The 23,516-nt window shown below is 50.7% G+C and carries 17 protein-coding genes; 11 read left to right on the top strand and 6 right to left on the bottom strand.

Annotated elements, in window-relative coordinates; all coding sequences use genetic code 11:
* Positions 1–28 precede the first annotated feature (28 nt).
* The gene (locus tag BM091_RS03370) at positions 29–841 is read left to right on the top strand and encodes an inositol monophosphatase family protein (protein WP_093393455.1); all 813 of its coding nucleotides are present in this window, start codon (positions 29–31) and stop codon (positions 839–841) included.
* Here BM091_RS03370 and nfi read toward each other — a convergent pair.
* Together nfi and BM091_RS03360 are read right to left on the bottom strand one after the other, a co-directional pair.
* Positions 792–1,526 (bottom strand): deoxyribonuclease V, encoded by a 735-nt coding sequence (gene nfi / locus BM091_RS03365; protein WP_245735235.1) that lies wholly within the window; start codon positions 1,524–1,526, stop codon positions 792–794. The two genes, BM091_RS03370 and nfi, sit on opposite strands and share 50 nt — an antisense overlap.
* A gap of 16 nt (positions 1,527–1,542) precedes the next feature.
* Positions 1,543–4,848: an LAGLIDADG family homing endonuclease gene (locus BM091_RS03360; protein WP_093393537.1), complete on the bottom strand. Its 3,306-nt coding sequence runs from the start codon at positions 4,846–4,848 to the stop codon at positions 1,543–1,545.
* Positions 4,849–5,383: 535 nt separating this feature from the next.
* Here BM091_RS03360 and dnaK point away from each other — a divergent pair.
* The 5 genes from dnaK to BM091_RS03330 all read left to right on the top strand — a co-directional run bounded on the left by dnaK (position 5,384) and on the right by BM091_RS03330 (position 12,580).
* Complete coding sequence (gene dnaK / locus BM091_RS03350) at positions 5,384–7,291, top strand: molecular chaperone DnaK (protein WP_093393452.1); 1,908 nt, start codon at positions 5,384–5,386, stop codon at positions 7,289–7,291.
* Between the two features lie 99 nt (positions 7,292–7,390).
* A complete protein-coding gene (locus tag BM091_RS03345; RefSeq protein WP_093393450.1) occupies positions 7,391–8,347 on the top strand; it encodes a DnaJ C-terminal domain-containing protein in 957 nt (318 codons plus the stop codon).
* A gap of 46 nt (positions 8,348–8,393) precedes the next feature.
* Positions 8,394–8,735, top strand: a complete 342-nt coding sequence (locus BM091_RS03340) for a chaperone modulator CbpM (RefSeq protein ID WP_177193506.1) — start codon at positions 8,394–8,396, stop codon at positions 8,733–8,735.
* A 51-nt stretch (positions 8,736–8,786) separates the two neighbouring features.
* Entirely contained in the window at positions 8,787–11,426 is a 2,640-nt protein-coding gene (gene clpB, locus BM091_RS03335; RefSeq protein WP_093393447.1) for an ATP-dependent chaperone ClpB, read from the top strand.
* Between the two features lie 71 nt (positions 11,427–11,497).
* Positions 11,498–12,580, top strand: coding sequence for an NADH:flavin oxidoreductase (locus tag BM091_RS03330; RefSeq protein WP_093393446.1), 1,083 nt, complete (start codon positions 11,498–11,500; stop codon positions 12,578–12,580).
* A gap of 35 nt (positions 12,581–12,615) precedes the next feature.
* On the opposite strand, the gene qrcD is transcribed toward BM091_RS03330, so the two are convergent.
* The 4 genes from qrcD to qrcA are packed head-to-tail and all read right to left on the bottom strand — an operon-like array spanning position 12,616 to position 17,644.
* Positions 12,616–13,860, bottom strand: a complete 1,245-nt coding sequence (qrcD, locus tag BM091_RS03325) for a menaquinone reductase integral membrane subunit QrcD (RefSeq protein ID WP_093393444.1) — start codon at positions 13,858–13,860, stop codon at positions 12,616–12,618.
* A gap of 15 nt (positions 13,861–13,875) precedes the next feature.
* Positions 13,876–14,646 (bottom strand): menaquinone reductase iron-sulfur cluster-binding subunit QrcC, encoded by a 771-nt coding sequence (gene qrcC / locus BM091_RS03320; RefSeq protein ID WP_093393443.1) that lies wholly within the window; start codon positions 14,644–14,646, stop codon positions 13,876–13,878.
* Between the two features lie 34 nt (positions 14,647–14,680).
* Positions 14,681–17,068: a molybdopterin-containing oxidoreductase family protein gene (locus BM091_RS03315; RefSeq protein ID WP_177193505.1), complete on the bottom strand. Its 2,388-nt coding sequence runs from the start codon at positions 17,066–17,068 to the stop codon at positions 14,681–14,683.
* A 30-nt stretch (positions 17,069–17,098) separates the two neighbouring features.
* Positions 17,099–17,644 carry a menaquinone reductase multiheme cytochrome c subunit QrcA gene (gene qrcA, locus BM091_RS03310; protein ID WP_093393440.1) on the bottom strand — a complete coding sequence of 182 codons (546 nt, stop codon included), beginning with the start codon at positions 17,642–17,644 and terminating at the stop codon, positions 17,099–17,101.
* 251 nt (positions 17,645–17,895) lie between these two features.
* On the opposite strand from qrcA, the gene BM091_RS03305 reads away from it, so the two are divergent.
* The 5 genes from BM091_RS03305 to ilvC all read left to right on the top strand — a co-directional run bounded on the left by BM091_RS03305 (position 17,896) and on the right by ilvC (position 23,506).
* Entirely contained in the window at positions 17,896–19,170 is a 1,275-nt protein-coding gene (locus BM091_RS03305) for a double-cubane-cluster-containing anaerobic reductase (RefSeq protein ID WP_093393439.1), read from the top strand.
* Between the two features lie 2 nt (positions 19,171–19,172).
* Positions 19,173–19,952 (top strand): acyl-CoA dehydratase activase, encoded by a 780-nt coding sequence (locus BM091_RS03300; protein WP_093393437.1) that lies wholly within the window; start codon positions 19,173–19,175, stop codon positions 19,950–19,952.
* Positions 19,953–20,167: 215 nt separating this feature from the next.
* Positions 20,168–21,880, top strand: coding sequence for a biosynthetic-type acetolactate synthase large subunit (gene ilvB / locus BM091_RS03295; protein ID WP_093393436.1), 1,713 nt, complete (start codon positions 20,168–20,170; stop codon positions 21,878–21,880).
* Between the two features lie 4 nt (positions 21,881–21,884).
* On the top strand, positions 21,885–22,409 hold the full coding sequence (gene ilvN, locus BM091_RS03290) for an acetolactate synthase small subunit (protein WP_093393434.1): 525 nt from the start codon (positions 21,885–21,887) through the stop codon (positions 22,407–22,409).
* 89 nt (positions 22,410–22,498) lie between these two features.
* Positions 22,499–23,506 (top strand): ketol-acid reductoisomerase, encoded by a 1,008-nt coding sequence (gene ilvC, locus BM091_RS03285; protein WP_093393433.1) that lies wholly within the window; start codon positions 22,499–22,501, stop codon positions 23,504–23,506.
* Positions 23,507–23,516: the final 10 nt, after the last annotated feature.

Raw genomic sequence — 23,516 nt, 5'->3', positions numbered from 1 at the left:
GTTAAACAACCGGAGTTGGAGGAATGAAATGGAATCGCTGTCCAAAGGTGAGATTGAGAGTTTTGCCCTGAATGCTTTAAAAAACGTTGCTTCCGTGGCGCTTCAATATTACGGGAAGGGGAACCCCTCCGTTAAGTTTGACCACGAACTGGTAACATCGGCGGAAATGGTCATAGATCGGCAAATGAGAGATGAAATCCGTTCCAGTTTTCCCGAGGCCGCCATCTTCGGCGAGGGTACCAAAGCGGTAGAGTACCGCCACGGTGAGGCCGGCCTGATGTGGGTTTACGATGCCCTGGACGGGGTGGCCAACTTCCAGGCAGGTATTCCCATGTGGGGGATTTCCCTCGCCCTTGTTGAAAATTTTTGGCCCGTCTTCGGAGCCTATTTCATCCCCGTGACAGGTGACATGTTTTGGGCCTTTGCCGACGAAAAGGCCTACTGGAACGGTAAAGAAATATGTCACGAAGAAGGTGAACCCACAAATAATGAAAGCCTGTTGTTCACCTACTCCAGATTTCACGATCACTTTAAGACGAACTTCCCGGGCAAGATAAGGAATCTGGGTTGTTCCGGAGCTCATATATGCTACGTTGCAGCAGGTCGTGCGGATGGTGCCGTGCTTTACAATGTGGGTTTTAGAGACCTCATCGCTCCCAGCATAATAGTGAAATCGGCCGGAGGATACATAGGTCGGGTAGACGGCGAGCCCTTTTACATTAACGATTACATAGACGGAAGAGGTATAAAGGAATTTCTCCTGGCAGCACGAAAGGACGAACACGAACAAATCAGGAGCTACTTGGTAAGGATTGATTTTCCCGAGAAAGATCAAGTTTAATTCTTCGGGCAATCTGCGTGGCCTCTCTGTGGGCCACGCGAAGGGGCTCGGGAATTCGATATCGTCCCAAGCATTTTTCAACCAGTCTTACGCTACTTTCTATATCCGTCTTATGGCCCGGAGAAACGTACAGCGGCTTAACCCCTGCCCTGGACCGGAGCACCACCCCGATTACCTTCTTATCGAGATAGAGAAAAGTTCGGACTCCTTTTTCAATCCCAAGCTCTGCGTGATGTCCGCAAAGGCGGGCTTTCGCACAACCCACTGTGGGTATGTCCAGCAGAAGGCCCAGGTGGCTGGCAAGCCCCAATCCTCTGGGATGAGCAATGCCCTGCCCATCACACAAAAACACATCGGGCTTTCTTTCAAGCTTTCTCCAGGCCTCAAATATGGCGGGAACTTCTCTGAAGGAAAGCAAGCCCGGTATGTAGGGAAATCGAACTTTACCAATATGCGACACAATCTCCAGTTGTTTTAGGTCCGGCCATGAAAAGGTAGCAACCACAGCAACATATGAATCGAGTTCTCTTACGTAAGCAAGATCCGCAGCCGCCAAAACGGAAAAGTCAAAAGAAAGAGGCTGCAAAACGACGGAATTTGCCAGCTTTTTCTGAAGCTTTATGGCCTCTTCCGGCGTTTTTACCTCGATAAGCTCTCTGTAGCGCAGCCACTCCCACTCGCCCAACCCCGAACTCTCCTTTTCAGGAGCATCGAGAAAATCCACAGGAACGGCAGACTATGCAACCGCCATCGTATTCAACGGCGGCTCCACAATCGGGACAGGCTCCCATCTCGGAGCGTTCAACTTCCACGCTGGACTTGGTGTACTCTTTAAGAGCCCTTGCAATCGCATCAGAGCAGGAAACGATTTGATCTCCGTTCTGCCAGACCGGCGATGGACATCTTATGCCCATAAGCTGTTTTATTATCGAATCCACCCGCACTCCCGACCTCAACGCCAGCGAAATCAGCCTTCCCGTCGCCTCTATCTGAGAATAAGCACAGCCGCCGGCTTTACCCATCTGTGCGAAAACCTCACAGATTCCGTACTCATCTTCGTTTATGGTCACGTAAAGCTTGCCGCAACCGGTGTTCATCCTGATGGTGACGCCCCGGGTGATCTGAGGCCGCGGCCTGGGCTCGATGCCTCGCGAACAAGGCGCAGGAGCCCTGGTGGCCTTCCCTACCGAAAGAACCTGTTGCTCACGGCTTCCGTCCCGGTAAACAGTAATCCCCTTGCAACCCAGCTTGTAGGCAAGGAGGTAGGCTTTTTCTACATCCCCGGGAGTGGCATTCTTCGGAAAGTTTATCGTTTTGCTGACGGCATTATCCACATACTTCTGAAAAGCGGCCTGAATTCTGACGTGCCACTCAGGTGAAACATCATGAGCAATCACAAAAATTCGCCTGAGGTCCTCGGGAATACCCGAGATATCCTTTATGGAACCCTTTTGAGAAATAGTCCTCATGAGTTCATCACTGTAAAACCCTCTGGACCTGGCTACTTCTTCGAAATAGGGGTGAATTTCCAGAAGCTCTTCCCCGTCCAGAACCCTGCGAACGAAACAGAGGGCAAAGACCGGCTCAATACCGCTGGAACACCCGGCAATGATGCTTATGGTACCCGTCGGAGCAATGGTTGTCGTCGTTGCATTTCTCATATAGGGCGTTTCGGGATTGTCCCAGACTGAACCGCGATAATTTGGGAAATTACCCCGTTCCATAGCAAGGGCCGCCGACGCTTTCTTGGATTCTCTCTGTATGAATGACATAACCTCTTCAGCAACCCTTTCGGCTTCTTCACAGTTGTAAGGTATCCCGAGTTTGAACAGCATGTCGGCAAATCCCATTACCCCCAGCCCGATTTTTCGGTTGGCCAGGGTCATTTGCTCAATCTGGGGAAGAGGATACTTATTTACGTCGATGACGTTATCCAAAAAGTGCACTGCCTCCCACACAACCCTACCGAGCCTGTCGTAATCAATTCGCCCGTCTTTGACCATTTGAGAAAGATTTATGGAGCCCAGATTGCAGGACTCAAAAGGAAGCAAGGGTTGTTCACCGCAGTTGTGCACAACAAAGCCATTGGCATCGAAAGCGTTCACTCCCGGAATGATAACGTCGTAAACTTCCTCCGCTCCATCCTCCGTAATTTCTTCGATAGTTGCGATGAACCTCTCTCTGTTAGGACTCCTACTGTACCTGCTTAAAAGCTCTTCCAGCATCTCTCTCTTCACCACATCGTTGAAACCCACTTTTTCCTGGAAAACTACGACGTTGTCGTTGGAGATCACGAGTTCATGCTGGTCCTTGAACTGATATTCCTTCTCTCCACCCTTTCCATCAGGCATTGGCCTTCTTCCAGCCTTTCTCCTGTATCGATAGATTTTTGAAGCTATGCCCATTCTAAGGAGCATTCTCTGAACACCTTTCAGCAGTTCGAGGTTCGACTGCGAAAGCCTGATGCTAAGGCCCTTCTCCTGTGATCCAACGACAGTGCCGTCAGAGTCAAACAACCCTCTCAGAAAACCTCTGTAGAACTGATAGGAAGCCTTCTCAATCTTTTCTGTTATGTTCTTGTTTCTGTAAACACCGATTTCCTTTGCGAGCCTGGTGATGTATGCCATTCTTAGCCTATATTCATTTCTTCCGTCAATTTTGCTCCAGCCCGCAAAATCGGATCTGTGAGGTAGGCCAGAGGCGTAAACTTCAACAACTTCTCTAACCGCTGCTGGACCACGGCTATCTCCCCATGAAGAGATCACGGCTCTGTTCTCTGAAAATGTCCCGTCCCCGAGGAGCAGTCCGATTAGGTATCCTTCTGCCTCCGAATACTGCCCGTCCCACTCAGGAATTGCCATGTGGTTGTTTATAACCACTTTATCTCCCTTTCTGAGCTCGGATACCTTTACCCACTCGGTTTCTAATCTGTATCTGGTTATTTTCTTCACCCTGAGAACGGGGTGGTCTGATGTGAGCCTGATCTCATAACCCTCCGTCGTGGTGAGTTTGTAAACCTTCCTGACACCTGTCTTAAAGAATCCCTTCTCGTCACTATCCCAGAAATCTCCGTTTACCACGGCAGTGAATTTCCTGCTGATGAGGTCTTTAACAAGCCTTGGCCCTTCAGCAGTCATCACCCAGGTGTCGGCTGTTACACACGGGTTGGTACTCTCAATCTGCCCCACGTGAGGCGTCGGGTTTTTTGCGTTAATCCTGTCTATGAAGACGACACCGGGTTCGCCATTTTTCCATGCAGCGTAAACTATTTTATCGAAAATTTCCCTTGCTCGAACTTCCCTTACGACTTCACCGGTTCGGGGGTTAATCAGTGGATAGAAAGTATCTTTTTCGAGGGCTTCCATAAAAGCATCGGTGACGGCAACAGAAATATTGAAATTCGTGAGCTTATCGTTATCTTCCTTACAGGTTATGAACTTTTCAATATCGGGATGGTCTATCCTCAGGATACCCATATTGGCACCACGGCGCGTTCCACCCTGCTTTATCGTTTCCGTAGCGGTATCAAAAACGGTCATAAAGGAAATGGGGCCGCTTGCAACTCCCCTCGTTGAAAGCACCTGATCGTTCTCGGGCCTTATTCGCGAAAAAGAGAAGCCCGTTCCTCCACCGCTTTTGTGAATCATGGCAGCGTATTTTATGGCCTCAAAAATGCTGTCTATGGAGTCATCAACGGGCAGGACAAAACAGGCCGAAAGCTGTCCCAGACGCCGACCCGCATTCATAAGCGTCGGAGAATTGGGCATGAAATCCTTGCCGACCATTAAAGAATAAAACTTCAGGGCCGTTTCTTTAACCTGTTCCGCCGTTTTCCCATACAGAGCATCAGCCTTGGCTATATGGCGGGCTACGCGCCAGAAGAGTTCCTCAGGGGTCTCAATGGGTTCCCCCTTTTCGCCTTTTTTGAGGTAGCGCTTCCTGAGAACGACAAGGGCATTCTGGGAAAGCCTGAGTTCCGGCACCTCGGGCGGTCTCGGCAGAGGCATTAAATCCAGTTCTTTTCTGATCTCCTCAGTTCCATCCCCATGACCGGAAGACAATATTTTCTCCACTCTACCACTTTTTTTCAGCGCCGTGGCTTCCATGCTCTCCCTCTTCTCCGCAAATTCCTTTATCGTACGGACCTGGACGGGCAAGCACAGGGCTCACCATTCCACCGTCCCATCAGGATCAAAAGAATTTTATTTTGCCCGTCGGGATAATCAAAGGTCTTAAATTTTCGTATTTACGCGGTTTTAGTTCTATTAGATTGTTTTTATTGCCAAAAATTTTTGCATCTTTTCAAGGTCGGGTCTGGAAAAGTTTACAACCGTGATTACCTTTTGTGTGGACTGATTATCCCCAAATCTGGAGGCAGGTAGATGACAGTTATGTGCCTCCCGGGGAATCTGGTTTGGCAGGGTTAGGACCCTGAATTTGATTTCTCTCAGAGCCACGGAGGTTACGGAGAGTTCTCTGTGACTCTGTGTGAAATTACAAACGGTGCGTTTGAGACATTTGTTCAAAGGAGGGTGATGGAATATGGGAAAAGCAGTAGGAATAGATCTGGGCACTACCAACTCGGTAATTGCCGTATGGGAAAACGGAAAGTATACGGTTATTCCCAATGCAGAGGGTAGTAGAACTACGCCTTCTGTCGTGGCCTACACGGAAGACGGACAGAGGCTGGTAGGTCAAATTGCAAAACGTCAGGCCGTCCTGAATCCAGAGGCCACTATATTCTCCGCGAAGAGATTCATCGGTCGGCGTTACGATGAGGTTCTTAACGAAATAAGCATGGTGCCCTACAAAGTAGAAAGAGGGCCCAACGATGCCGTGCGCTTTAATGTAAGAGGCAAGCTAATAGCCCCTGAAGAAGTGTCTGCTCAGGTATTAAGAAAGCTCGTCGAGGACGCCTCAAAATTCCTGGGAGAAAAAATTACTGAAGCCGTCATCACGGTTCCTGCGTATTTTAACGATGCACAGCGACAGGCCACGAAAAACGCCGGAGAGATCGCCGGACTCAAGGTGCTGAGAATCATAAACGAACCCACCGCCGCGGCTCTTGCCTACGGGCTTGAAAAGAAAAAGAACGAAACGGTTCTGGTTTTCGACCTCGGTGGCGGAACCTTCGACGTGTCCATCCTCGATGTTGGTGACGGTGTCTGCGAAGTCCGGGCAACCGCAGGCGATACTCATCTCGGTGGAGATGACTTCGACAAGCGAATAGTGGATTGGCTTGCCGACGAGTTCAAGAAGGAAACGGGTATAGAGTTGAGAAACGACCGTCAGGCTCTCCAGAGGCTTTACGAAGCGGCCGAGAAGGCCAAGTGCGAACTCTCCTCCATGATGGAGACGGAAATCAACCTGCCTTTCATCACGGCGGATGCCACGGGTCCCAAACATCTGGTAAAGAAAATTACCCGTGCAAAATTCGAATCCCTGGTGGCCGATCTGATTGAAAGGTGTATGGGCCCGGTTAAGCAGGCTCTTTCTGATGCCGGACTTACGGAGAACGACATAGATGAGGTAATCCTCGTAGGTGGGTCAACTCGAATTCCGGCAGTACAGCAGCTCGTGAAAAGGCTGACGGGCGGCAAAGAACCCAACATGAGCGTAAACCCCGATGAGGTGGTGGCAGTTGGTGCTGCAATTCAGGCGGCAATCATAAAGGGTGAAGTCAAGGACGTGGTGCTGCTCGACGTTACCCCGCTGTCCCTGGGAATCGAAACCCTGGGCGGTGTTATGACAAAGCTCATAGAGCGGAACACCACGATTCCATGCCGTCGTGAAGAGATATTCACAACGGCAGAAGACAACCAGACGGCCGTTGACATCGTAGTCCTTCAGGGTGAGCGTGAAATGGCCAAGGACAACCGCGTACTCGGCCGGTTCCGCCTCGAAGGCATTCCTCCGGCACCTCGAGGAGTTCCTCAGATAAAGGTAACCTTCGATATCGATGCCAACGGTATCCTGAAGGTTACTGCAAAAGACATGGCAACGGGAAAAGAGCAGACCGTTACCATTACCGAATCGACCAATCTGGATAAGAGCGAAATCGAGAGGATGATTCGTGAGGCGGAGCAGTACGCTGAGGAAGACCGAAAGAGGAAAGAACTGGTGGAAGCTCGAAATCAGACGGACAGCCTGGTCTATCAGCTTGAGAAAACTCTAAAAGAGCTTGGCGACAAGATCCCCGTGAACGAGAAGAGCCGTTGCGAAAAACTGCTGGAGGACGCCAGGACCGCTCTAAACGACCAGAACACGACGAAAGAAAGGTTCCAGCAACTCAATAGCGACCTGCAACAGGCCCTTCACATGATTGCGGCCGCGGCTTACCAGAAAGCGTCGGCCGGTCAGGCCGGCCAAAGCGAGGCCGCTTCCGGACAGGCCGGATCGAGTGGTTCCGGCGGAGACGACGTGATAGACGCCGAATTTACGGAGAAGTAATTCAACAAGGAGCGTCTGGGGACAGGGTTCCCACCCGGACGCTCTTCTCGGCACGGGGCTAACCAGAATCTTGTCTCTACAGGAGAGTAAACGAAAGCTATGGCCGTTCAGTATAAGGACTACTACGAGATACTGGGCGTCCCCAGAAACGCAACCCAGGAGGAGATCCAGCGGGCTTATCGTAAGCTGGCCCGAAAATATCATCCTGACGTGAACAAAGAACCGGGTGCAGAAGAAAAATTTAAAGAAATAAACGAAGCTTACGAAGTCCTTAAGGATCCAGAGAAAAGAAGACGCTACGATCAGCTTGGAGCCCACTGGAAAGCGGGCCAGGAATTCAGACCTCCTCCTGGATGGGACATCCATTTTGATTTCGGTTCGGGCGGAGAAGGTTTTGAAGATGTCTTCTTCGGCGGTTTCAGGGGCGAGTCCGGCTTCAGCGACTTTTTCGAGCTTCTTTTTGGGGGGCCGAGGCGTCGCAGAGCACACTACGGCGGCGCCACCTCGGGCGGTTTTACCTGGGTAAGAGACGGTGCCGATCGGGAGGCAACCATAAGAATTTCGCTGGAAGAAGCCTATAAAGGCTGTACAAAGACTTTTACAATTCCCGGAGAAAACAAAACCCTGGAGGTAAAGATTCCCCCTGGAGTCCTTCCGGGGCAGAAGATCCGCCTTGCAGGTCAGGGGAGCCCGGGAATCGGAGGCGGAAAAAGCGGCGATCTCTATCTTACCGTGGAAATCGACCCACATCCTCGATACCGCCTTGAAGGAAGGGACATATATGTGGACCTCCCGGTAAGCCCCTGGGAGGCGGCACTGGGAGCAACGATTAGCGTGGACACTCCCGACGGCCCTCTTTCGGTTCGCGTGCCACCCGGCACGCAAAGCGGACAGAAATTGAGATTAAGGGGCAAGGGAATGCCCAATCCAAAAGGATCCCCCGGAGACCTGTATGCGGTTGTGCAGATAAAGGTACCAAAGCATCTCAGCCCCAGAGAGCGAGAACTCTTCGAAGAGCTAAGCCGTATCTCAACCTTTAATGCAAGGTCGCCGTGATGGGGCCGCCCTGAATGAGCCAGTAGCCGGGGTAGGAGGAATAATAATGGCGACAACAAGGTACTGCCTTGTAAGGTATGAGGAAGCGGGACAGTACTTACGAATAGAGCAGGTTGCAGAAGCCTGCGGAGTTCATCCTGAGTTGATCGACCGATTTGTGCGGCTGGGACTTATAGACCCCGTGGACAACGAGAGTGAATTGCTGCTTTTCGAGCTGGACACCGTACCTCTGGTAAGGAAGATCATACGCCTCAGGAACGACCTGGGAATCAATTACGCAGGCGTGGGCGTGGTAATTGACCTCCTCGACAGGCTGGACAGCCTCGAAAGACGGATCGAAATACTGGAAGAGCAAATTGCCAAACTAATCGCCCTTGCGAGCACCTGATGAAAAATTCAGGTGCTCCCTTGACATAAAAACACAGCAGGAGGTGCGCTTATGGATATAAACAAATTTACGATAAAATCTCAAGAAGCTCTTCAACAGGCCCAGACCAAGGCCATAAAATACGGACATCAGGAAGTTGATGGGGAACATCTCCTTCTCGCCCTCGTCGAACAATCGGATGGTCTTATTCCCAGACTTCTTCAAAGAATGGAGATACCCGTTGATTCGGTAAAAGAACAGCTCGAGCAGGAACTGGAGCGAAGACCCAGAATAAGCGGCCCGGGGATAGAACCGGGAAAGGTTTACATTACTCAGAGGCTCAGCCGTTTGCTGGTTAAAGCCGAGGAAGAAGCCAAGAGGCTCAAAGACGAGTACGTTTCGGTTGAACATCTTTTTCTTGTGTTCGTAGACGAAGGACAGACCACTGCGGCGGGAAGGATTCTCGCCCGATTTGGAATAACGAGAGACCTGGTTCTTAAAACTCTTACGGCAGTTCGCGGCCATCAGAGGGTCACAAGTGCTACCCCTGAAGCGACCTATGAAGCGCTGAAAAAATACGGCCGGGACCTCGTTGCCGAGGCCAGAAGCGGGAAGCTGGATCCCGTAATAGGCAGGGACGCAGAGATAAGAAGGGTTATCCGAATACTGAGCAGGAAAACCAAAAACAATCCCGTTCTCATAGGTGAGCCCGGTGTCGGCAAAACGGCAATAGTGGAAGGACTGGCCCATCGTATAGTAAGAGGCGATGTCCCTGAGGGCCTCAAGGACAAAACCATCTTCGCCCTGGATATGGGAGCCCTGATTGCCGGTGCAAAATACCGGGGCGAGTTCGAGGAGCGCCTGAAAGCGGTCCTCCAGGAAATAAAAGAATCGGAAGGACGAATTATCCTCTTCATCGATGAAGTCCACACAATAGTTGGTGCCGGAAAGGCCGAAGGCGCCATCGATGCGGGCAACATGCTGAAACCCATGCTCGCTCGAGGTGAGCTCCACTGCATAGGGGCCACGACCCTTGACGAATATCGAAAGTACATCGAAAAGGACCCCGCACTGGAGCGGCGCTTCCAGCCCGTGCTGGTGGAAGAACCATCGGTAGAGGATACCATCTCGATATTGAGAGGCCTCAAGGAGCGCTATGAGGTTCATCACGGTGTAAAAATTCACGACAGCGCCCTTGTTGCGGCTGCCGTTCTTTCTCACCGCTACATTACGGATCGTTTCCTGCCCGACAAAGCCATTGACCTGGTTGACGAAGCCTGCGCCATGATCCGTACCGAAATCGACTCCATGCCTGCAGAACTGGACGAAGTAATGAGGCGCATCATGCAACTGGAAATCGAAGAAGCGGCACTGAAGAAAGAGAAGGATAAGGCGAGCCAGGAGCGACTTGAAAGTGTCAGGAAAGAACTGGCCGAACTCAGAGCCAAGGCCGACGCCATGAAAGCTCAGTGGGAGGCCGAAAAAGCGGCAATCAAGGAAGTGCAGGCTCTGAGAGAAGAAATCGAAAAGGTTCACAGGGAGATCGAAATAGCCGAAAGACAGTACGACCTGAACCGCGTTGCGGAGCTCAGACACGGAAAATTGCCTGAGTTGCAGGCCAGGCTCAGAGAGGCGGAACAGAAGCTCTCTCAGATTCAGGGCGAAAAGAAACTTCTTCGTGAAGAGGTAACGGAAGAAGAGATTGCAGAGATCGTTTCTCGATGGACCGGAATTCCCGTGTCCAGGCTCGTAGAAAGCGAACGAGAAAAGCTACTCAGGCTGGATGAAGTACTCCACAGGCGGGTCGTTGGTCAGGACGAAGCGGTCAAGCTGGTAGCCGATGCAGTGTTGCGGGCCAGGGCCGGGATCAAAGACCCCAGACGACCTATAGGCTCCTTCATATTCCTGGGTCCTACCGGAGTGGGCAAAACGGAGCTTGCAAAAACCCTCGCAGAAGCGCTTTTCGATACAGAAGAAAACATGATCCGCATTGATATGACCGAGTACATGGAGAAACATACCGTATCTCGCCTTATCGGCGCTCCTCCGGGATATGTGGGCTACGAGGAAGGCGGTCAATTGACCGAAGCCGTTCGCAGAAAACCCTATTCGGTCGTGCTTTTCGATGAAATAGAAAAAGCCCATCCCGATGTCTTCAACATACTGCTTCAGATCATGGACGACGGGAGGCTGACGGACGGACACGGTAGAACCATTGACTTCAAAAATACGATTATCATCATGACCAGCAACATCGGGTCAACCTATCTTCTTGAAGGGGTGGACTCAAGAGGACAGATTCGTGAAGAAGTTAGAGACCGCGTTATGGCAGAACTGCGACAGCACTTTCGACCGGAATTCCTTAACCGGGTTGACGAAATCATTCTCTTCAAACCTCTCACACTGGACGAAATCAAGCGAATCGTGGATCTTATGGTTGCAGACATACAAAAACGGCTGAAAGATCGTCATATCACTCTGGAACTTACGGAAGAAGCCAGAGAATTCATTGCACGGTCTGGATATGACCCCGTGTTCGGTGCCAGACCCCTCAGACGCTACATCCAGAGGAACCTTGAAACCAGAGTTGCCCGTGCCATAGTTGCCGGGGAGGTTCCCGAAGGTTCGGTTGTGAGGGTGGTTGTTGAGGGAGACGAACTGGCAGTTAAGGTTATAGCTCCTGAAGAAGAACAACAGACGGCTGTAGCGTAGTCAAAACACCCTGCGGCGAGGCCCGGCGGCTACGCCGCGGGGTTATTTTGTTAAAGGAGGAGGTGTTTTTTATGAGCATTCTTTTTTCGGAAGCCTCCATAGGAAGATTGACGTTAAAAAACCGTTTTGTCCGCTCTGCCACGTGGGAAGGCCTCGCCGCGGAAGACGGAAGTTGTACCGACAGGCTAATATCACTCGTCGAAAAGCTCGCTTCGAATGAAGTGGGGCTTATTATTTCGGGTCACGCGTACGTGGAACCCCAGGGACAGGCCGGCCCCGGACAAATGGGAATCTACGACGACAAGCTCATTGATGGCCTTGCCAGAATGACGGAAGCCGTGCATAAAGCCGGTGGGAAGATTTTCGTCCAGCTTGCTCATGCCGGCTGTCACGGCTTGAAAGCCCGTATAGGGCCTTCGGCAGTTTCTAGCGAGTCCGTTAAGAACTGTGGAGAAATGGGTCGCGACGACATAAGGCGGGTGGTGACGGCCTTCGGCAGGGCCGCAAAACGCGCCGTAGAGGCAGGATTTGATGGAATCCAGATACATGCAGCCCATGGATACCTCTTAAGCGAATTCCTATCTCCTTTTTACAATCACAGAACCGACGAATACGGCGGAAGCCCGGCAAACCGGGCACGGATTGTTATTGAGGTCCTGGAGTCCATAAGAGAGGTCACGGGGAGCGATTATCCCGTGTGTATAAAGATAAATTCTCAGGACTTCCTGGAAGGAGGCCTAACAGAGCAAGACTCTCTGGAAATATGTTCCATCCTCGCCGAAAAAGGCATCGATGCCATTGAGCTCAGCGGTGGCACGCCTCTTTCCGGTAAATACACGCCCGTTCGCACAACCAGAGAAGAAGCCTGGTATGAAGGAACGGCGAGAAAATTAAAAGAACTGGTTGCCGTTCCGGTAATTCTTGTGGGAGGTATAAGATCCTTTGAAACGGCCGAACGCATTGTTGGTAACGGCGTTGCAGACTTTGTGGCTCTGAGCCGCCCTTTAATCCGTGAGCCCGACCTCGTAAAGAGGTGGAAGGAAGGAGACAGACGGCCTGCTCAGTGCGTATCCGACAACCTCTGTTTTCGTCCTGCCATGAAGGGTGAAGGGATCTACTGCGTTACGGAAAAACGACAGCGGGAAAAGGAATAAAAAACGGGGCGGGACCAAACCCGCCCCTTTTGATTTTAAAGGGGATTTAATTCTCTTTCCCTGGGAAACAGCGGGAGGTATCGATAGGAAAGCGATATAATCAGGGCACCGTAGGCAAGCATCCCTATGCTGGGTGCCCATTCGTAAACGGTGGGAACGTAAACTTCCCACTTATCGAAGGGCATTACCGGAACGGCCAGAGCCTGAACGGTCATAACAAACCTGTTTATCACCACACCGGTGCAGTCCAGGAAAAAGGCTCCAAAGAGCAGAGTGTTACTGGCCCTACACCTCGGTGATAGTAAAATGGCTGCAGGGATTACCCCACAGACCACGAGCTCCGCAAAAAGCAACCACATGCCGTAGGGCTGACGATAAAAGTCCGTCAACTTGAAGCCCATCTCCGGAGCCGTCACCATAGCCCAGTAGAGAGTGTCGGCGATCTTAAGCATAATGTAGATGGCAAGAATTGAACCTTCAATCTTCCCAATTAGCTCGTAAACACTGCGGTCAACAAGAGGTCTCCGGGCAAACTTTTCTATCGCCCGGCATATAAGAGCAGTAAAAGCAGGCCCCGATGCAATTGCCGAAATAACGAAGAGGAAAAAGGTCCATGGCCAGATGAAGAAGCCGGTCCTGTAACAGAAAGGTCTGGCAAAGAGCACACCGGCAACGCCGCCCAGAGATCCTTGATGGAAAAAGCTCAGAAAGGTTCCGGTAAGAGCAAAGAGGGCCATAATTTCATGAAGAGAATGACCAAAAACATGAAGAGGCCTGATGGCATCGAGCTTTCGATTCTCAAGAATTATGGGTACATATTCGATGGTAAGGACTATGGCGTAGCAGGTGATACAGAAGATAACTTCAGTCAGCATTGAATGTACATTGGGATGCCAATAACCAAACCAGCCTCGAAGCGGCTGACCTATTTCGAGAAGCAAAACCAGCAGTGCCCCCGTATAACAAACGAAGCCTACCACCACGGCAAGATTGATGATCTTTTTTATCTCTTTAAGCGCCGGGAAAAACCTGGAAAGGCCGTAAAAGAGAAAGCCCGAAAAGAATGCACCGGCACCCAGGGCAATCACGCCGAGATCAACGGTGATGTACAACCCGAAACCGAAGTAGTTGTTCAGTCCCGTAAGATTCAACCCCTTCCAGAGAACCATAGCTCCGGCCCAGACACCCCAACCCATAAGGGCAAAAAGGAATAGCAGCCAAAGCGCAAAAACCGGAAAAGGACACCGTTTCACGCCTTCAGGTATAAGTGCTCTGTCCATTGCCGCCCCTCTTATTTAAAGTCCCTTGTCCGATAACTTTCGTACCCACGGTTGACTGCTGAGATAGTAAACCTTGGGATAGGTTTTCAGTTTTGCAGAGATCTGAAAAGCCCGGGGATCTTTAGACAACCTGGCAACTTCACTTTCCGGATCCATCAAATTGCCAAAAACAATGGCACCCGTCGGACAGGCCTCAACACAAGCGGGCGTGTATTCCACTCCATCAGGATCCCTTCCCTCGATCCGGGCCTTATCTCTCGCCCGATTGAGCCTGTGATGACAAAAAGTACACTTCTCGATAACCCCTCTCATGCGGGTACTAACCTCGGGGTTCAACATCTCTTCCATTGGCTCAGGCCACCTGGGATCCCACCAGTTAAAGCACCGGGCATGATAAGGACAAGCAACCATGCAGTACCGGCAACCTATACAACGAGGATATATCATATTCACAATGCCCGTGCGTTCATCTCGCTGAGTAGCATTCACAGGACACACGAAGGTACAGGGCGTATGATGAGGGGAATCACAGTGAAAACAGGGTCTCGGCAGGTAGGCAAACCGATATTCGGGATAATCCCTGCCATTTTCCAGATAATACATCCGCATCCAGGCAATATTGCGGGTCTTGTCCGTTTCATCGGGCAAAAAGGACACATTATTTTCCTGATGACAGGCTACTGCACAGGCCATACAACCGGTACACTTATCAAGATCTATGACCATCCCGTAACGCACGGATCCTTTTCCATGCCCATGCTCACCGTTGTGTTGCTTTCCACTCATGAGCCGTCATCCTCTCAGCAGTTTTATTACCTAGTCACGCCCGGACAAGTTTTGCCCGAGTAACCCTTTCCACTCCCAAAGCCGTAACCGGATCGAGCTGAACCTCTGTAAGCTCCGTTACCCGCAACCCCTTATCCGCCAGGTATTCATCGTAAGCCCAGTGACCCAGCCCTTTAACGGCCGCAATAAGGCCGGGAGAAACGGCAGGGCTTAGATGAACTCTGGCCCGAGCCTTTCCTTGAGGCGTCTCAACCACCACCGACATACCCTCCGCAAGGCCCAGTTCCTTTGCCGTCGCCGGGTTAACGCCAATAAAGCCGTCGTTCCCTTTCAGTTCAAAGTCCCAGAGGTTTTTCATCATGAGAGGCGAATTGGGGAAATATCCGGAGGAGATGTAGGAAACACCGTAGGCAACCAGAAGCAGAGGATATTCCTGTTCACTTCCAGAGGATTGCAGGGCTAAAAAGTGCGGCATCAAAAGCTCCGGTTTCTCCAGACCCATACCTGCATTCTCGAGAACCGATGCAAAGAATCGAGGCTTCCCCGTTTCGGTTTTGACGAATTGAGACGTACTCGCTACGGGCGCATACCAGAGGGAACCTTTTTTCAACTTTTTAAGAAGATCCGCCGCATTACGGTAATTTTTCTTCGGGGTTTTATCAGGCTCCAGATGGGAAAAATCCGTCTTATCGTCCGATACAGCTCCAATCCCCTGATCGGCAATGAACTTGACCTGGGCTTTAAGGACATCCTCATACTTTTTCCAGGGTAGAGCTCTTCTGGTTTCATCCCCGACCATGGCCGCAAGCTGGAGAACCACATCGCCTGGATGTTTTACGTCGTATAGCGGATTGATAACCGGAGCAGAAAGTCCGTAAAGGGCGAAAGGTAAACCCGGTACGGCGGTTACATCATCCCAGCGCTCAAGCATAACCGGTGTGGGAAGAATCAAATCGGCTTCCAGGGCAGTCTCGTCCATAAAGCCGGTCATCGCAACGGTAAACCCCGCCTTCGACCAGGCATCGCGAACCAGAGCGGCATCGGCCATCGAATAGATGGGATTGGCCTCGCAGACCAGCAATACATCAACAGGGTAGCCCTTCCCCTGCGCGAGAGCTTCAAAGAAGGCGTAAATCGAGTTCGACCGGGCACCGACCAGCCCGGATGTGCCGGCGGCTACATCAAGCCGTTCTTCCGCCAAACTTTCTTCCCCCTGAGCTGCCTTCAGGGAGTTCGTTACGGGCGTAAAGGTACACAGACCCTTGTCTTCAAAATTTCCGAGTAGCATGTTCAGCGCAACATAGGCCATTTCATGGTGGAAAAATCCCGGACCGCCAAACCCTTCTGAACCCCATACCACGAGCGGAGAAGGCTGAGATGCAACCCACCTTGCAAGCTCTTCAATCTTCGCTGCGGGAGCACCTGTGATCCCCGATACACGATCAGGGCTGTATTCTTTAAGAACATAATCCCTGAACCCCTGACGGGTTTCACCGGAAGAATCAATCCAATTCAGGTAACCCTCATACTCTTCAACACCCCGAAAAACCCTGTTTTCCCTGATGAGAACATGAGCTATGCCCAATGCAAGGGCAGCTTCCGTCCCCGGTTTTACGGGGATCCATTCATTCGATTTTGAAGCACTCATTGAAAGCCGCGACGAGACATGAACGATCTCCGTCCGACCTTTGCCGGGAACCTCACGAACCCACTCTTCATACATCCTGCCCATAGGAGCACAGGAACTCCATCCGTCCGCCCATTCGGCGCCGAAATTCAAAATACCCGTTGCCCTGTACAGCCTGAAAGCAAAAGGCCCTTCATGACCGAAAAGAGCTTGGCTCACGGCCGAATGCCCGTCCGTCTCCCGGGGCATCGCAAACAGGTTGGAAGAACCCAAAGCTCCACAAAAGAGGCTCCACAGCTCATAAAGGCTCGTATATCTCTGACCCGAAAGGCAGGCTACCTGATGGCCCTTCCCTTCCTCGTATAGCTTCTTCAACCTGGCTCCCAGTTCGCCGATTGCTTCCTTCCAGCTTATGGCCTTAAAACCCGTGCGATCTCCTCGTTTTTTGGTCTGCCTCAAAGGCTGACGTACCCGATAGGGAGAGTAGAGAAACTGAACGGCCGACGCTCCGAGTGCGCACAAACCGCCTTTATTGAGCGGGCTCAAGCTGGAACCCCTCACATATATAGCCCTCTGACGATCAACGAGATCCACTTCAACACTGCAGGCACTCCCGCACATGGTGCACAGAGTTCCTACCCCTGCTCTGTGACCTCTTTTGGGCGAAGGCCGCCAAGACCAGTTCTGAGTCCAGATGGCTATGTCATCGGCAAGTTTCCACGGGATGGGAGATAAAAGAGTGCCGGCAATTCCACCTGCAACAAACCCGATAAATGCTCGCCGCCCGACTTTCATTGTCTCCATCCTCTTAAATAAATATTCAGGTTACTTGTGACAGACCTGACAGGCATTGCTGGCGCCGCGCTCGGCATGGCACTTTTCGCACTCGACCATCTTCATGGTGGTCTTTCTGTAACCGGTCAGCCGGTTTATATAAACCGGCGGATTTTGTTCCTCCTGACTCACATCACGATGACATCGAACACAGTCCAGATCTCTGTGAGGGGCATGAGAAAAGTATACGTTGTCAGGCTGCCAGGCGTAAACCAACCACGGAATGGGTTTATTCTGCTGAATGTACTCCTCCACGAGAATCCGTTCAGCCTCGGAGTCCCCCATCATTTCCTCATGGCACTCCCTGCAATTGTCTATATTGGGGACACCCGAATAAGTGCCGTCATCCCGGAAATAATGACAATACTCGCAATCATTATCCTGATGGGCTACGTGAGAAAAGTTCAAAGGCTGATAATGCCTGGAATACAAGACGTTAGGAAAAACCACCCAGCCGACTATCAGCGCACCGATAAAGCCGACCAAAAAAGAAACAAGCACTACAATGCCCGCACCCTTCTGCTGATTATTTGCCATAACGACCTGCCCCTTCTGGTAAATAATTCGTTATGACCTGCCGGAGCCCTTCCGCACAAAATTTCACAAGGAGTAGTCTTATTAAACGGCACATTGGTCATTTGTCAAGTTATTCACGAGCTTTGACCGAGACACGGACATTACCGTAACCGATTGTAAGAAATCACCGCATTTAAAAAGCCTATTTGAAAAATCTCAAATCAGAGACTAGCTGATTTTCCGATTTACAAACCCCTTACCGGAGGGATGTTATGGGGTCCTATAAGGAACTCTGGGAGAAGCTTAACCTGGACCTTGATGCGCACGAATCATTGCTGGAGGTTCTGGGAAAGTTCTACGGCGACATTTATCTAACTCAGCAGGGCCGTCTAAGAGGAATAGAATATCTTGATTTCGTAATCTCCGAGATCCACGGCCTGAGGATTAAAGAACTTCAGGAAGCAAAGAATAACGGCCGCAAGGTCATCGGTACCTTCTGTATCTTCGTTCCCGAAGAACTCGTGCTTGCCGCACAGGCCATACAGGTCGGGCTCTGTGCAGGTGCTGAGACGGGAAGAGAGTTGGCAGAACAGGTCCTGCCCAGAAACACCTGTGCCCTCATAAAATCTTTCGTGGGTTTTAAACTATCACGGCTTTGCCCCTTTATCGAATCCTGTGATCTCATCGTCGGTGAAACTACCTGTGACGGTAAGAAGAAAGCCTACGAAATATTCGAGCAATACGTACCTCTTTTTGTAATGGAAGTACCCCAGATGAAAAGGGACGCCGACAGAGAGTTATGGAAGAGCGAAATCTACAGGTTCAAAAGCGTTCTCGAGGATCTTACCGGTTCCTGGATTACGGCAGAATCCCTTGCAAAAGGAATAAAAACCGTTAACAGAAGAAGACGGGTCCTACAGCGTCTCAACGAGCTAAGGAAGGCCGTGCCTGCTCCAATATCGGGCCGGGACGCCCTTCTGGTTCATCAAATTTCCTTCTACGACGATCCCGAAAGATTTACGAACAAGATATCGATACTCTGTGACGAACTGGAGAAAAGAATATCCGCCAAAGAAGGAGTGGTCCCTGAGGGGACGCCGAGGATTCTTCTGTCGGGATGCCCCATGGCCATACCGAACTGGAAGCTACCTTATGTGATTGAAAGCTCAGGAGCCGTCGTGGTCGTTGAGGAATCCTGCGTGGGAACCAGGAACATATCCCATCTGGTAGAAGAAAACGGAAAAAGCGTTGATGACATGATCGACAACATTGTAGATCGATACATGAAAATTGATTGTGCCTGTTTCACCCCCAACAGAGAACGCCTTAACAACGTCGTTTCTCTTGCCAAAGCCTATAAAGTGGACGGAGTAATACATTACAGCCTTACCTTCTGTCAGCTCTACGAAACCGAAGCGTTCAAAATCGGCAGGGCCCTTGAGAAAGAAGGAATACCTTTTCTATCGATTTCCACGGATTACAGCATGGAGGATGTGGAACAACTGAAAAACAGGGTGGAAGCCTTCGTTGAAATGATCAGAGGTTGAAAGTGAACAGTGCGGGCCTGGATGCTGGATCAACCTGGATCAAGCTGGTGATTTTGAATGAGAAGAAAGAGGTAATTCACCGCAAGAAGCTGGAAACAGCCCTTGATGCCCAATCGAGGTTAAGAAGCCTCTTTGATGAAGTGGCCCGATTTGAAGTCGGGTCTTTAGTTGCAACGGGGTACGGCCGAAAGCTGGCTCTTAAAGTCTTTTCCAACGTTCCCAAAAAAGCCACCGTCTCCGAAATTCAGGCTCATGCGGCGGGAGCCCTGTTCCTTTTCCCCGAAGCCCGGAGTGTTCTCGACATAGGGGGTCAGGATACCAAAGCAATAGTACTGGGGCCTGAAAAACGTCCTTCAAGATTTGAGATGAATGACCGGTGTGCCGCAGGAACGGGCAAGTTTCTGGAGATTACGGCGCGAGCCTTCGGCAAGAACCTCGATGACTTCGGATTATTCGCCCTTAAAGGTGACAGCCCTCCGGAGATAACATCAACCTGTGCGGTTTTTGCCGAAAGTGAAATTATATCTCTTACGGCCCGAGGAGAACGACCTGAAAATATAGCAAAGGCAATCCATCTTTCCGTGGCAAAAAGGACCGTGGCAATGCTCAGACGCGTGGGATTTGGTTCCCCTCTCGTTTTTTCCGGAGGGGTAGCCCGGAATCCCTGCATGGTAAGGCTCTTGCGGGATTTTCTGAAGGATTGCGAAATACTCACACCCGAAAAGCCCGAATTTACCGGAGCTCTGGGGGCCGCCCTTTTAGCCGTAAATAACCCATTTTAAACCCTTCTTGCCGGCAATCGATAAAATCACCCCTCAATTTCCCTGCCTTTTTATAGCTTTCAAAGCCGGAAAATCAGATTGTTGCAAATGCGTTGACAGGAAGAAATTATTTAACTAGAGTTCTAAAGTTCAAAAAATTCATTGATTTTAAGAGTTTATCGTAGGGAAATAGAATTTACACAAATTAAACAGGTGGTTTTAAGGAAGTATTTCCCATGAAGCTGACGGGAGCACAAATTTTCTTTGAATGTTTGAAACGAGAGGGAGTGGAGGTAATCTTCGGATACCCCGGAGGGGCGGTACTGGACATATACCATGAGATGCCCAAGCACAACATCAGGCACATTTTGGTCAGGCACGAGCAGGGAGCGGCTCATATGGCCGACGGTTACGCTCGGGCTTCCGGCAAAGTCGGAGTTTGCCTGGTCACGTCCGGTCCCGGGGCCACAAACACGGTTACCGGTATCGCCACTGCTTATATGGATTCCATCCCCATTGTTGTATTTACCGGTCAGGTTCCGACGGCTCTGATCGGAAATGATGCCTTTCAGGAAGTTGATATTGTAGGCATTACGCGTCCCTGCACGAAACATAACTATCTCGTAAAAGACGTAAGAGACCTACCCCGCATTATAAAGGAAGCCTTTTATCTCGCCAGATCGGGGCGACCGGGCCCTGTTCTCGTGGACCTGCCCAAAGATGTGATACAGGCAAGCACAAACCTTTCATATCCCGAAACGGTAAATCTTCGAGGCTACAAGCCAACGGTGGAACCTCACAGGGGACAGCTAAAAAAGGCAGCTCAGGCCATAAGGAAGGCTCAGCGTCCCGTCATATATGCCGGTGGTGGCGTAATTCACTCAAGTGCCAGAAACGAGCTGACGAAGTTTGCCGAAATGCTTCAAATTCCCGTAACCACCACCCTTATGGGTCTTGGGGCTTTCCCGGCCGTTACTGAGAAGGGCACCTTTAATCTTCACCCCCTGTGGCTTGGGATGCTGGGTATGCACGGAACCTTCCGGGCAAACATGGCCGTTACCCACTGCGATCTTCTTTTCGCCATAGGAGCCCGTTTTGACGATCGAGTAACGGGAAAGGTGGAAGGATTTGCGCCAAAGGCAAAGATAATTCACATCGATGTGGATCCCACCAGCATAAGCAAAAACGTTCGCGTCGATATTCCCATCGTGGGCGATTGTAAAAGAGCACTCAGGTATCTTATTGAAATGTTTCAGGAAGAGCCTCTGGAAAATGTGGAAGAAAGAAGGGCGCCCTGGCTGAAACAGATAGAGGAGTGGAAAAAAACCTATCCTCTGGCCTATAAGCAGCAGGAGGGCAGAATTAAGCCTCAGTTCGTTATTGAGAAAATCTACGAACTCTCCAGAGGAGACGCCATTATAGCCACGGAAGTCGGACAGAACCAGATGTGGACGGCTCAATATTATCATTTCACGGAACCGAGAACCCTTATAACCTCAGGCGGGCTTGGTACCATGGGATACGGCTTTCCGGCCGCAATTGGGGCTCAGGTTGCAAGACCCGATAAGCTGGTAATAGACATAGCGGGAGACGGAAGCATTCAGATGAACATTCAGGAACTGATCACGGCCGTTTGCAATGAGCTTCCCGTTAAGGTTGCAATTCTTAACAACGGCTATCTGGGTATGGTGCGTCAGTGGCAGGAGCTTTTTTACGAAAAGAACTACTGTGCTACCTGTCTTGAAGGAGGACCTGATTTCGTTAAGCTTGCCGAAGCCTACGGAGCCGTCGGTTTAAGAGCAACGAAACCCGAAGAGGTAGAACCGGTTATAAAGAAAGCCTTTGAGATTCCCAAACCGGTTCTCATGGATTTTGTTGTGGAACCCGAGGAAGGTGTATATCCTATGGTTCCTGCGGGAAAAACAATCACGGAAATGTTGCTGGTGTAGGACCATGAGCGGAAACTACCGAAATAATCACGATAAAAGGCACACCATTGGCGTGCTGGTGGAAAATCAGCCGGGTGTTCTGTCCCGCGTTGCCGGGCTCTTCAGCGGCCGGGGTTTTAACATAGAAAGTCTTACGGTTGCAGAAACAAACGAGCCCGGGATGTCCAGGATTACCCTCGTTACGACGGGCGATGAGCATATTGTCGAGCAAATAATCAAGCAGTTAAACAAGCTCATAAATGTTATAAAGGTCCTCGATTTTCGCGACACGGAGTTCGTGGAACGGGAAATGGCCCTCATAAAGGTCAAGGCGGATAAACAGAGCAGGGCAGAAATCCTCAGGATTGTGGATATTTTCAGGGCAAAAGTGGTTGACGTTTCGCCTCATTCTTACATTGTAGAGGTAACCGGAGACGAAGGGAAAATTCAGGCTATTCTGGATCTCCTCAGCGAATACGGAATCCTGGAGTTGGCCCGAACGGGAAAGGCCGCAATGGCCCGGGGTAAAAAGGATATACAAAAAAGGTAGCCGGTGAGGGTGAAAAACCCGACCGGTTTTGCTCAGGCACGGAGATCCGTGCCTTTATTGTGTGTTGACGCTAAAGGAGGAGGGAGCTGATGCGGATCTTTTACGAAGCAGATGCGGATTTTTCTTTTTTGCAGGGTAAAAAGGTTGCCATTGTCGGTTACGGAAGCCAGGGACATGCTCAGGCTCAAAATCTGCGTGATAGCGGTATAGACGTAATTGTGGCTCAGAGGCCCGGTAGCCGGAATTATGAACTCGCCCTGGAAGATGGTTTTAAACCTCTTTCCGTAGAAGAGGCGGCAAAGGAAGCCGATGTAATCCAGATGCTCATACCCGATCACGTACAGGCTGACGTTTACAGGACTTCCGTAGCTCCTCATCTTAAGCCCGGAAAAATGCTGATGTTCTCTCACGGCTTCAACATACACTACGGCCAGATAGTCCCACCACGGGATGTTGATGTAACGATGGTTGCCCCCAAGGGTCCGGGACATCTGGTAAGAAGCGAGTATGTGCGAGGAGCAGGCGTTCCAGCTCTCGTTGCCGTTCATCAGGACGCAACGGGCAATGCACTGAATGTAGCCCTTGCCTATGCTAAAGGCATCGGAGCAACCAGAGCCGGTGTTATCGAAACGACCTTCAAAGAAGAAACGGAAACGGACCTTTTCGGAGAGCAATGCGTTCTCTGTGGAGGCGTCTCGGAACTCATTAAAGCAGGGTTTGAAACCCTGGTGGAAGCGGGCTATCAGCCCGAGATAGCCTATTTTGAATGTCTCCACGAGCTTAAATTGATCGTGGATTTGATCTACCAGGGTGGCTTATCCTACATGCGTTACTCCATAAGCGATACGGCCGAATACGGAGATTTAACCAGAGGTCCAAGGATAGTGTCCGAACAGACCAGACAGACCATGAGGGACATTTTGAAGGAAATACAAACGGGAGCCTTTGCCCGGGAGTGGATCCTTGAAAATCGAGCGGGCCGTCCTGTGTTTCAGGCTCTGAGAAGGCAGGCAAGAAGTCATCTTGTCGAGGAGGTGGGAAAGCGGTTAAGGTCCATGATGCCTTTTCTGGAAGCCAAAGAAGCGCCGGATCAGTAAACAGAAGCGG

The organism is Thermodesulforhabdus norvegica (assembly GCF_900114975.1).
Taxonomy (GTDB): domain Bacteria; phylum Desulfobacterota; class Syntrophobacteria; order Syntrophobacterales; family Thermodesulforhabdaceae; genus Thermodesulforhabdus; species Thermodesulforhabdus norvegica.
Note: the sequence above shows the minus strand (reverse complement) of the source record. Positions and strands in the feature narration are given on the sequence as shown.

Excerpts from the sequence above, each read along its gene's own strand:
- qrcD (WP_093393444.1), bottom strand. The coding sequence starts at position 13,860 with ATGGACAGAGCACTTATACCTGAAGGCGTGAAACGGTGTCCTTTTCCG.
- ilvB (WP_093393436.1), top strand. The coding sequence starts at position 20,168 with ATGAAGCTGACGGGAGCACAAATTTTCTTTGAATGTTTGAAACGAGAG.
- BM091_RS03305 (WP_093393439.1), top strand. The coding sequence starts at position 17,896 with ATGGGGTCCTATAAGGAACTCTGGGAGAAGCTTAACCTGGACCTTGAT.
- BM091_RS03315 (WP_177193505.1), bottom strand. The coding sequence starts at position 17,068 with ATGAAAGTCGGGCGGCGAGCATTTATCGGGTTTGTTGCAGGTGGAATT.
- BM091_RS03360 (WP_093393537.1), bottom strand. The coding sequence starts at position 4,848 with ATGCCTCTGCCGAGACCGCCCGAGGTGCCGGAACTCAGGCTTTCCCAG.
- clpB (WP_093393447.1), top strand. The coding sequence starts at position 8,787 with ATGGATATAAACAAATTTACGATAAAATCTCAAGAAGCTCTTCAACAG.
- BM091_RS03345 (WP_093393450.1), top strand. The coding sequence starts at position 7,391 with ATGGCCGTTCAGTATAAGGACTACTACGAGATACTGGGCGTCCCCAGA.
- dnaK (WP_093393452.1), top strand. The coding sequence starts at position 5,384 with ATGGGAAAAGCAGTAGGAATAGATCTGGGCACTACCAACTCGGTAATT.
- qrcC (WP_093393443.1), bottom strand. The coding sequence starts at position 14,646 with ATGAGTGGAAAGCAACACAACGGTGAGCATGGGCATGGAAAAGGATCC.
- BM091_RS03370 (WP_093393455.1), top strand. The coding sequence starts at position 29 with ATGGAATCGCTGTCCAAAGGTGAGATTGAGAGTTTTGCCCTGAATGCT.
- ilvC (WP_093393433.1), top strand. The coding sequence starts at position 22,499 with ATGCGGATCTTTTACGAAGCAGATGCGGATTTTTCTTTTTTGCAGGGT.
- qrcA (WP_093393440.1), bottom strand. The coding sequence starts at position 17,644 with ATGGCAAATAATCAGCAGAAGGGTGCGGGCATTGTAGTGCTTGTTTCT.
- BM091_RS03340 (WP_177193506.1), top strand. The coding sequence starts at position 8,394 with ATGGCGACAACAAGGTACTGCCTTGTAAGGTATGAGGAAGCGGGACAG.
- ilvN (WP_093393434.1), top strand. The coding sequence starts at position 21,885 with ATGAGCGGAAACTACCGAAATAATCACGATAAAAGGCACACCATTGGC.
- BM091_RS03330 (WP_093393446.1), top strand. The coding sequence starts at position 11,498 with ATGAGCATTCTTTTTTCGGAAGCCTCCATAGGAAGATTGACGTTAAAA.